Origin of the sequence: Lysobacter sp. BMK333-48F3, assembly GCF_019733395.1 — a bacterium.
In the GTDB taxonomy this organism is placed as follows: Bacteria; Pseudomonadota; Gammaproteobacteria; order Xanthomonadales; family Xanthomonadaceae; genus Lysobacter.
This window is the reverse complement of the sequence record NZ_JAIHOO010000001.1, coordinates 1-10,896: the sequence shown is the minus strand read 5'-3', so window position 1 is coordinate 10,896 and position 10,896 is coordinate 1. Positions and strand designations below refer to the sequence as shown.

Annotated in this window: 4 protein-coding genes; all 4 read left to right on the top strand. The window is 72.0% G+C overall.

All coding sequences use genetic code 11. The features are described 5' to 3' along the window. Positions 1–26 precede the first annotated feature (26 nt). A complete protein-coding gene (locus tag K4L06_RS00020) occupies positions 27–776 on the top strand; it encodes a thiol:disulfide interchange protein DsbA/DsbL (RefSeq protein ID WP_221669434.1) in 750 nt (249 codons plus the stop codon). 34 nt (positions 777–810) lie between these two features. Further along, complete coding sequence (locus tag K4L06_RS00015) at positions 811–1,734, top strand: cysteine synthase (RefSeq protein WP_221673467.1); 924 nt, start codon at positions 811–813, stop codon at positions 1,732–1,734. Positions 1,735–1,785: 51 nt separating this feature from the next. Continuing rightward, positions 1,786–9,291, top strand: coding sequence for a non-ribosomal peptide synthetase (locus K4L06_RS00010; protein ID WP_221669433.1), 7,506 nt, complete (start codon positions 1,786–1,788; stop codon positions 9,289–9,291). Positions 9,292–9,355: 64 nt separating this feature from the next. Beyond that, on the top strand, positions 9,356–10,896 hold a 1,541-nt coding region (locus K4L06_RS00005), incomplete at its 3' end, for a condensation domain-containing protein (RefSeq protein ID WP_255594864.1).

The following is a 10,896-nucleotide window of genomic DNA, read 5'->3' as shown; positions in this document are numbered from 1 at the left end:
CGCCACTTCCTATCGAGGACGACAACATGAAGCACGCAGTCAACAGCGAGATCCGCGCCATCGATGGCGCTGCCGATGGCGCAGGCCACGATCCGGCGCAGACCGCCGCAGCGGCTGGGCGACGGCGCCTGCTGGGCGGGCTGGCGGGAATCGCGGCTTTCGCCCTGCTGGCGTTTTCGGCCGCCGTACCGGCGCGCCAGGCGGCGCCGGTCGCCGGGGTCGACTACCAGGTGTTGCCCAAGCCGGTGCGCGCTGCGCAAGGGGCCGGCATCGAAGTGGTGCAGGTATTCAGCTACGCCTGCGGCGCCTGCGCGAAGTTCGACCCGGCGATGAGCGCCTGGCGCGCCAAGCTGCCGCGCGATGTGCGCTTCCAGTACGTGCCCGCGGCCTTCGGCGGCGCATTCGACGCGGCGGCCAAGGCGTACTACGCGGCCACGGAATTGGGCGTCGCCGACAAGACCCATGCGGGCATCTATCGCGCCGTTCACGTCGAGCAGACCCTGACCGGCGACAGTCCCGAGCAGGTCGGCGAGGCCTATGCGCGGCTCGGCGTGGACCGGGCGCGATTCGACCGGGCTTACCGGAGCGACAAGACCGCCGAGCGCCTGCGCTGGGCGCGGTCCTACGCGATCGCCGCAGGCGTGGAGAGCACGCCGACGGTCCTCGTCGCCGGCAAGTACCGGGTGGCGCCGAAGCAGGGCGCGCCGGCCGAAGCCCTGCTGGCCACGGTCGACTACCTGATTGGGATCGAACGCCGCGCGCACGCCAAGCGCTGAGCCCGATCGGCATGGACGCATGAAGGAGACCGCTTTGTTATACGACTCGATCCTGGATACCGTCGGGCGCACCCCGATCGTCAAGATCAACCGGCTGGCGCCGGCGGGGGTGGACATCTACGTCAAGGTGGAAGCGCGCAATCCCAGCGGCTCGATCAAGGACCGCATCGCCGCCTCGATCCTCGACGACGCGATCGGGCGCGGCGCGCTGCGCCCCGGCCAGACCGTGGTCGAGGCTACCTCCGGCAACGCCGGCGTCGCGCTGGCGATGGCCTGCGCGGTGCGCGGCTACCGCTTCGTCGCCTTCATCAGCGACAACTACTCGGTCGAGCGTCGGCGCCTGATGCGCGCCTACGGCGCGGAGGTGGTGCTGACCCCGGCGGCCGAGGGCGCGCTCGGCCGCAGCCGTGCGGCGCGCGAATACGCCGAACGCAACGGCGCGTACTTCGCCGATCAGTACGCCAACCCGGCCAACCCGGCCTGCCATCGCGACAGCACCGCGCGCGAGATCCTCGACGCCTTCGCCGGGCGGCGGCTGGACTGGTTCGTGTCCGGCTGGGGCAGCGGCGGCACCTTGAGCGGGGTGGGGGCGGCGCTGAAGGCGGCGCGCAGCGATGTGCGCGTGGCGGCGGCCGAGCCGGCGCGCGCCCGGGTGCTCGCCGGCCAGCCGTGGGCGGCGCACGAGATCGCCGGCTGGTCGCCCAACTTCATGCCCGCGGTGCTGACCCCGCAGGTGGCCGACCGCACCGTGGCGGTGGACGAAGCCGAAGCGCGCCAGGCTGCGCGCGAACTGGCGCGCCGGGAGGGCTTGTGCTGCGGCATTTCTTCGGGCGCTGCGTTCGCCGCGGCGAGCGCCATCGCCCGGCAGATGCCGGCCGGCAGCGCCGTGCTGACCATCTTGCCCGACACCGGCGAACGCTACCTGTCGACTTCTCTGTTCGACGCGGCCGGCGCCTGAGCCGGCCGCGCACCGCACCACGCGACGCCCCATCCGATATCGCCAAGCCCCATGACCGACGACCACGCCAGCCTGGAACAACTCAAGCGCAAGATCCTGCAGCGGAAGCTGGACCAGCGCATGCGCGAAGCCGCTCCGGCCGCGCCGCCGATCGCGATCGTCGACCGCGACGGCGGCCTGCCGCTGTCGTTCTCGCAGCAGAGGCTGTGGTTCCTGGATCGGCTGGAGCCGGCCAGCGCCACCGCCTACCTGCTGCCGGCGGCCTTGCGTCTGGGCGGTCGCCTGGATCGGGCGGCCTTGCGCGCCGCGCTGGACCGCATCGTCGCCCGCCACGAAGCGCTGCGCTGCGCCTTCGTCGAACGCGATGGCGCCGGCCGCGCGGAGCCGGCCGCCGCCGACATCGGCATGCCGATCCGCGAGGACGACCTCAGCGACCTGTCGGCCGAGGCCCAGCTGGCGCGGATCCAGGCCATCGTCGCGCAAGAATGCGCCACCGCCTTCGATCTCGCGCGTCCGCCGCTGGTGCGCTGCAGGCTGCTGCGGCTGGGCGAGTGCGAGCATGTGGCGATCCTGGTCCAGCACCACATCGTCTCCGACGGCTGGTCGCTGGGCGTGCTGGTGCGCGAGTTGGGCGCGTTGTACGCGGCCTACGCGCAAGGCCGGTCCGATCCGCTGCCGCCGCTGCCGGTGCAGTACGGCGACTACGCCGCATGGCAGCGCGAGCGGGTCGAAGGCGATGCGGCGCAGGCGCGTCTGGACGCGTGGCGCGCGCGCATCGGCGATGCGCCCGGGTTGCTGGCCCTGCCCAGCGACCGGCCGCGACCGCCGCAGCAGAGCTTCGCCGGCGCCGCGATCGAACTGGCGCTGCCCGCCGCGCTGACCGCACGGGTGCGCGAGTTCGCGCTGCGCTGGGACGCCACTGCTTTCAACGTGCTGCTGGCGGCGTGGGCGGTGCTGTTGTCGCGGCTGAGCGGCCAGCGCGACCTGCTGATCGGCGCCTCGGCGGCCAATCGCGGCCAGGCCGGCGTGGAGGGCTTGATCGGCTTTTTCGTCAACACCCTGGCGCTGCGCGTGGACCTGCGCGACGCGCCCGATGTGGCGGCGCTGATGCAGCGCACCCGCGAGACCCTGGCGTTCGCCTACTCGGCGCAGGACGTGCCGTTCGAGCGGGTGGTCGACGCCGTGCGCCCGGCGCGCAGCCTGGCGCACGCGCCGCTGTTCCAGGCGATGCTGAATTACGACAACACGCCGGCCGGGGCCCTGGACCTGGCCGGACTGCGGGTGGAGCCGTTGCGCCTGGAGCAGGCGACGACCCACTTCGACTTGACCCTGGCGTTGAGCGACGACGGCGAACGGATCCAGGGCCGGCTGGAGTATGCGACGGACCTGTTCGACGCGGCCACCGCGCAGCGCTGGGCCGGCCATTTGCTCAGCCTCCTCGAATCGTTGACCCAGGCCGCGCCGTCCACCGCCGTGGACGCGTTGGACGTGCTCGGGCAGAGCGAACGCACCCGCCTGCTGCAGCGGTTCAACGACACCGACACCGTGTTCGCCGAACCGATGCTGATCCACCGGCTGATCGAGGCGCAGGTGCGGCGGACGCCGGATGCGGTGGCGGTCGAGTTCGAAGACGCGCAACTGACCTATGCCGAACTGGACGCACGCGCCAACCGCCTGGCGCGCTATCTGCGCGCGCGCGGTTGCGGACCGGACGTGCTGGTCGCGATCGGCATGGAGCGTTCGCTGGAGATGGTCGTGGCCCAGCTCGGCACGCTCAAGGCCGGCGCCGCGTTCCTGCCGCTGGATCCGTCCTACCCGATCGAGCGCCTGCGCTACATGCTCGACGACGCCCGCCCGCCGATCCTGCTGACCCAGGCGCGGCTGCGGTCGATGTGGCCGGCGGACGAAACCCGCCGGGATCTGGCTCTGGATGCCGGCTGGGACGAGGTCGAAGCGTATCCGGCGACGGCGCCGACGCCGGACGAGGCGCCGGCGGAGCCGAGCCCCGAGCACCTGGCCTATGTGATCTATACCTCCGGCTCGAGCGGACGGCCGAAAGGCGTGATGGTGCAGCACCGCGGCATCGCCAACCACATGTGCTGGCTGCGCGCGCAGTACCCGATGGACGGCCGCGACATCCTGATCCAGAAGACGCCCTTCAGCTTCGACGCCTCGATCTGGGATTTCTTCAGCGCGCTGATCTGCGGCGCTCGCCTGCTGATCGCCGCGCCGGGACGCCATTTCGACGCCGAGTATCTGATCGACCTGATCCTGCGCGGCGGAGCGACCCGGCTCAAGCTGGTGCCGACCCTGCTGCGGGCCATGCTCGATCATCCGCGCTTCGGCCAGTGCACTTGCCTGCGCCAGGTGTTCTCCGGCGGCGAAGCGCTGCCCTACGAGCTCGCGCAGCGCTTCTTCCGGGCGTTGCCGGGCACCGAGCTGTTCAACCACTACGGCCCGACCGAAACCTCGGTCAACGTCTGCTATGCGCCGTGCCGGCCCGGCGATCCGGGCGGGCGCGCGCCGATCGGCTGGCCGATCGCCAACACCCGTTTCTACATCGTCGACGAGGCGATGCGGCCGCTGCCGGTGGGCGCGCCGGGCGAACTGCTGATCGGCGGGGTGCAGGTCGCGCGCGGCTACCTCAACCGGCCCGAACTGACCGACGAACGTTTCCTGCCCGATCCGCTGGACCCGGCCGGCGGACGCGTCTACCGCACCGGCGACCTGTGCCGTTGGCTGGACGACGGCAGCGTCGAATATCTCGGCCGCAACGACCAGCAGGTCAAGATCCGCGGTTTCCGCATCGAGCTGGGCGAGATCGAGGCGCAGTTGCTGGCCGAGCCGGGCGTGCGCGAGGCGGTGGTGGTCGCGCGCGAGGACGAGCCGGGCGATCCCAGGCTGGCGGCGTACGTGGTCGCGCACGACGGCGCCGATCCGGCGCCGGCGCGGTTGCGCGCCGCCTTGGCCGCGGTCCTGCCCGAATACATGGTGCCCGCCGCGATCGTCCGGCTCGCCGCGCTGCCGTTGACGCCGAACGGCAAGCTGGACCGCAACGCGCTGCCGGCGCCGGAGCGCGGGGCGATGGCCGCGCGCGATTTCCTGCCGCCGTCGACCCCGACCGAACGCCGGGTCGCGGCGCTGTGGCGCGAGTTGCTGGGGCTGGAGCAGGTGGGGCGCGACGACGGCTTCTTCGAACTGGGCGGACATTCGATGCTGGCGATCCGCATCGTGGCCCGGTTGCGCGAGCACGGCGATACGGTCGACGTGCGCATGCTGTTCGCCGCACCGGTGCTGCGCGCGTTCTGCGCCCAGCTCGACGCCGGCGGCGTCCGCCCGGCCGCGCCGGTCGCCGCCGGGGTGCCGGAGCATGCCACCGCATTGCGGCCGGACCTGGTGCCGCTGGCGGGCCTGTCGCAGGCCGAGCTGGACCTCCTGGCCGCGCGCATCCCCGGCGGCGCGGCCAACGTGCAGGACGTTTATCCGCTGGCGCCGCTGCAGGAAGGCATCTTGTTCCATCACCTGGCCGAAGAGACGGGGGACCCCTACCTGTCCACCTTCGTGCTCGGTTTCGCCGACCGCAGCGGGCTGGATCGCTTCGTCGAGGCGCTGCGCACGGTGGTGGCGCGCCACGACATCCTGCGCAGCTCGGTGCACTGGCAGGGACTGGCGCGGCCGGTGCAGGTCGTACACCGCCGGGTCGAGCTGCCGTTGCAGGAGGCGGCGGTGCCGGCGGGCGCGGACCCGACCGCCTGGCTGTCGCGGATCGCCGATCCGGCCACGACCCGCATCGCCCTGGACCGGGCGCCGCTGATCGCGCTGCACGCCGCCGCCGATGCCGACGGCGCGCAGTGGCGCCTGGCCCTGGTCAATCACCACCTGATCAGCGACCACGTCACCCTGGAGCTGATCCTGAGCGAGGTCGCGGTACTGCTCGACGGCCGCGCGGAACAGTTGCCGACGCCGGTGCCGTTCGGCCGCCACCTGGCCGCGATCGCGGCGCAGCCGGCTCAGGCGCACGAGGCGTATTTCAGCGGGTTGCTCGGCGACGTCGACGCGCCGACCGTCGCGTTCGGAGTCGACGCCTTGCATGGCGGCGCAGCCGGCGTGCACGAAGCGCGGCGCGCCTTGCCCGCGCCGCTCGCGGCGGCGATCCGCGCCTGCGCGCGGGCGCTTGGGGTCGCGCCGGCGGCCCTGTTCCATGTCGCCTGGGCGCAGGTCGTGGCGCGCTGTAGCGGGCGCGACGACGTGGTGTTCGGCACCGTGCTGTCCGGGCGGATGGGCGGCGACGACGCCGAACGGATGATGGGGGTGTTCATCAACACCCTGCCGTTCCGCTTGCAGGTCGACCGGCGCAGCGCCGCGACCGCGGTGGAGGCGGCCGCCGCGCAACTGGCGGCGCTGCTGCAGCACGAGCACGCGCCGCTGGCGCTGGCGCAACGCTGCAGCGCGGTGCCGGCGCCGCAGCCGTTGTTCACCACGCTGCTCAATTACCGCCACAGCGTCGCGCTGGCCGAACCGGGCCCCGGCGGCGCCGATTGGGACCGCATCCGGGTGTTGTTCATGGAAGAACGCACCAACTACCCGCTGTCGATGTCGGTCAACGACGAGGGCGAGGGCTATACCCTGGTCGTGCATTGCGCGCGATCGATCGATCCGATGCGCTGCATCGGCTTGCTCGAGCGCGCGCTGGCCGGCCTGGCCGAGGCGCTGGAGCGCGACGCCGCGACCGGCGTCTGCGAACTGGAGGTGCTGCCCGAGCCGCAGCGCCGGCTGATGCTGGAGCAGTTCAACGACACTGCGGTCGCCTATCCGCGCGGCACGACCGTGCACGGCTTGTTCGAGGCCCAGGCCGCGCGTACCCCGGATGCGATCGCAGTCGAGTACGAAGGCGCGGCGCTGAGCTACGCCGAACTGGACGCGGCGGCCAACCGGGTCGCCAGCCGGCTGCGCGCGTGCGGGGTCGGTCCCGAGGCGCGGGTGGCGATCTGCACCCGGCGTTCGCTGCAGTTGCCGGTGGGACTGCTCGGCGTCCTCAAGTCCGGCGCCGCCTACGTGCCGTTGGATCCCGATTATCCGCACGAGCGCTTGGCTTTCATGCTCGAGGATTCCGGCGCCTGCGTGCTGCTGGTCCAGTCCGAGCTGCTGCGGACCCTGCCCGGACTGGCCTCGGCTTGCGACCGGGTCTGGCGCCTGGACGCGGCGGAGGAATGGTCCGGTTACCCGAGCGCAGCCGCGCCGGTGCCGGAGCTCAGCGAGTCGAGCCTGGCCTATCTGATCTACACCTCGGGATCGACCGGCCGGCCGAAGGGGGCGATGAATCAGCACGATGGGGTGGTCAATCGCCTGCTGTGGGCGCGCGACCGGTTCGGCGTGGATGCGCGCGACGTGGTGCTGCAGAAGACCTCGTTCGGTTTCGACGTGTCGGTCTGGGAGCTGTTCCTGCCTCTGCTGAGCGGCGCGCGCCTGGTGCTGGCGCGACCGGGCGGGCAGGCGGACCCGGGCTATCTGTCGCGCACGATCCAGGAGCGCGGAGTGACCATGGTGCATTTCGTGCCGTCGATGCTGCAGGCCTTCCTGGACGGCGCCGAAGCCGCGCAGTGCCTGGGATTGCGGCATGTGCTGTGCAGCGGCGAGGCCTTGCCGCCGCGCTTGCAGGCGCGCTTCCGGCAATGGTCGCCGACGGTGCGCCTGCACAATCTGTACGGACCGACCGAAGCGGCGGTGGATGTGACCTGGTGGGCCTGCGAGGAGGCCGCGCCCGAGACGGTGCCGATCGGCCGGCCCATCGCCAACACCCGCATGTACGTGCTCGATCCGGCGCAGCGGCCGGTGCCCCTGGGCGCGATAGGCGAGCTGTACATCGGCGGCGTGCAGGTCGGCCGCGGCTACTGGAATCGTCCGGAACTGACCGGGCAGCGGTTCCTGCCCGATCCCTACGCGCCCTCAGGGCGGATGTACCGCACCGGCGACCTCGGCCGCTGGCGCGAGGACGGCGCGCTCGAATACCTGGGGCGCAGCGACTTCCAGCTGAAGATCCGCGGCTATCGGGTCGAGCCGGGCGAAATCGAGGCCTGCCTGGCCGCGCACCCGGGACTGGACGACGTGCGGGTAATCGCGCGCGACTTCGGCGACGGCGACGGCGATCGCCGGCTGCTGGCCTACGCGGTGCCGTCGGCGCGCCGCGCCGCGGTGCCGCGCGCGCTGGCGGCGTTGGCGGCGGAAGCGGGCGCCGATACGCTGGAACTCGACGGCCTCGGCGAGGTGTTCCACCTCAACACCAGCGAGACCCGGTTCCTGCACGAGGAGATCTTCGCCGGCGACGCCTACCGTCGCCACGGCATCCGCCTCGACGACGGCTGTTGCGTGTTCGACGTCGGCGCCAACATCGGCATGTTCGCGCTCTACGTCGGCGAACGCTGCCGCGACGCGCGGATCTTCGCGTTCGAGCCGATCCCGCAAGTCCATCGCATCGCGCGCCTGAACGCCGAACTGCGCGGTCTGGACGCCACGGTCTACGATTGCGGTCTGGCGGCCGCGCCCGGCGAGGCCGAGTTCGTGTTCTATCCGCACAACAGCATCGTTTCCAGCAGCGTGCTGGATGCCGCCGCCTCGCGCGGCGTGGTCGAGTCTTATCTGAGTTCGTCTTCGGCCGCAGCGCCGGCCGGCGAGGGGCTGCGCGAGCTGCTGGACGAGCGCATGCGCGAGGAACGGGTGCGGCGGCCGTTGCGGACCGTGTCGCAGATCGTCGCCGAGCACGCGCTGGACCGCATCGACCTGCTCAAGGTGGATGTGGAGGGCGCCGAGCTGGAAGTATTGCTCGGCATCGACGATGCGCATTGGCCGCGTCTGCGTCAGGTGGTGGTGGAGGTGCACGACCTGGACGGACGTTTGGCGCGGGTACGCGGCCTGCTGGAGAGGCATGGCTTCGCGGTCGCCAGCGAGCAGGAGGCGGCGCTGGCCGGCACCGCCCTGCACAACGTTTATGCGACGCGTCGCTCCCCATCGCCCGAGCCGGCGACGGTCGCGGCGGATGCGGGCACGCAGGAGGCTATGGTCTGGAGCGGCCGCGGCGTGCTCGAACGCGCCCTGCGCGACCAGGTCGCGACCTTGCCCGACTACCTGCGTCCGGCGCATTACGTGTTCCTCGGCCGGATTCCGACCACCGCCAACGGCAAGCTGGACTCGGCCGCGCTGCCGGCGCCGGGACGGATCGCCGGCGACGGGCGCCGCGAGCCGCCGGCCGACCGGACCGAGCGCGACCTCGCCGGGCTTTGGCGCGAACTGCTCGGCGTCGCCGAGGTCTGTCGCGGCGACGACTTCTTCCTGCTCGGCGGACACTCGCTGTCGGCGCTGCAACTGGCGCAGCGGGTGCGCGAGCGGCTCGGGATCGGCTTGGCGATACGCGACATCTTCGCCCATCCCACCTTGGCGGCGATGGCGGCCGCGGCGACCGAGAAAGGATTGGCCGGGTTCGACGCCCAGGCGGTAGCGCAGGCCAGCGCGGGACTGGACGAGCTCAGCGAAGACGAACTGCTGGCGCTGCTGGACGAGTAGGCGCCGGCGGCTGTGGCGGTGCAGGCAATGGACGTGGAACCGACGACGTAATGGAATCGAGGCGATGACGCAGAATCGAAGCGACGCAAGCGGCAAGGGACAGCAGGGGCAGGGCGCGGATCGCCTGCCCGCGAACGAGGCCGAAGAGCGGCTGCAAGCCTTGCGCCGCGCGGTCGCGCTCAAGCGCCTGCGCGCCGGCGAAGCGCCGACGCAAGCGGGCGATGCCGCCATCGTGCGGATCGATCGCGACGGCGCGCTGCCGTTGTCCTGGGGCCAGCGCCGGCTGTGGTTCCTGCACCGTCTCGACGGCGGTGCCGGCGATGCCTACCGGATCTGCGCCGCGCTGCGTCTGCTCGGGCCGCTGCGCAGCGAGGCCCTGCAGGCGGCGCTGAGCGGAGTGATGGCACGGCACGAGATCCTGCGCAGCCGCATCCGCGACCGCGACGGCGAGCCGGAGCTGACGATCGCCGCCCCGGCCGATTTCGCGCTGGCCCGGTCCGACCTGGCGGACGCCGCGGACGCCGAGCGCGAATCGCGGCTGCAGGCCCTGTGCGGCGAAGAAGCGGGCCTGCCGTTCGATCTGCAGCGCGAGCCGCCGGTGCGCGCGCGCCTGATCCGGTTGGGCGAGGAAGACCATGTGCTGGTGCTGACCCAGCATCACATCGTCAGCGATGGCTGGTCGGTCGGCATCCTGGTGCGCGAAGTCGCGGCCTTGTACGCGGCGCAGTTGGAGGGGCGTCCGGATCCGTTGCCGCCGCTGGCGCTGCAATACCCGGATTTCGCCGCCTGGGAGCGCGGCCGGCAACAGGGAGCGGCCTTCGAGACCGCGTTGTCGGCATGGAAGCAGGCGCTGGACGGCGCGCCGCTGCTGTCGACCCTGGCCGGCGACTTCGCCCGGCCGGCGGTGGCGCGGCATCGCGGCGCGCGGGTCGAGGTGCGCTGGCCGCAGGCGGTGAGCGCGGCGGTGCGCGGGTTGGCCGCGCGCTGCGGCACGACGCCTTTCGCGGCGATCCTGGCGGCCTGGAACCTGATGCTGGCGCGGATGAGCGGCCAACGCGACCTGGTCGTCGGCATGCCGGTCGCGCACCGGCCGCGCACCGAGCTGGAGCAACTGATCGGCTTCTTCGTCGATACCTTGCCGGTGCGGACGCGATTGGACGAAGGCATGACCGCCGAGGCCCTGGTTCGCGCCGTGCACCAGGAACTGCTGGCCTGCTTCGAGCGCCAGGAGGTGCCGTTCGACCGCATCGTCGATGCGGTGCGGCCGCAGCGCGCGCTCGGCCACGGCCCCTTGTTCCAGACCCTGGTGTCGCTGAACAACACGCCATCGACGGCGTTGCGCCTGGGCGAGTTGCGCATCGAGGAATTCCCGCTGCAGCAGCACACCGCCAGTCACGACCTGGTGTTGAATCTGAGCGAGACCGCCGACGGCTACGCCGGCGGCCTGAGCTACGACGCCGACCTGTATCGGCGTTCCAGCATCGAGCGCTGGCTCGGCGGCCTGGAACGCCTGCTGCTGGAGATGGCGTGCGACCCCGCGCGGCCGGTAGAGACGCTGGAGCTGTTGCCGCCGGCGGAGCGTTCGCTGTTGCTGGACACGTTCAA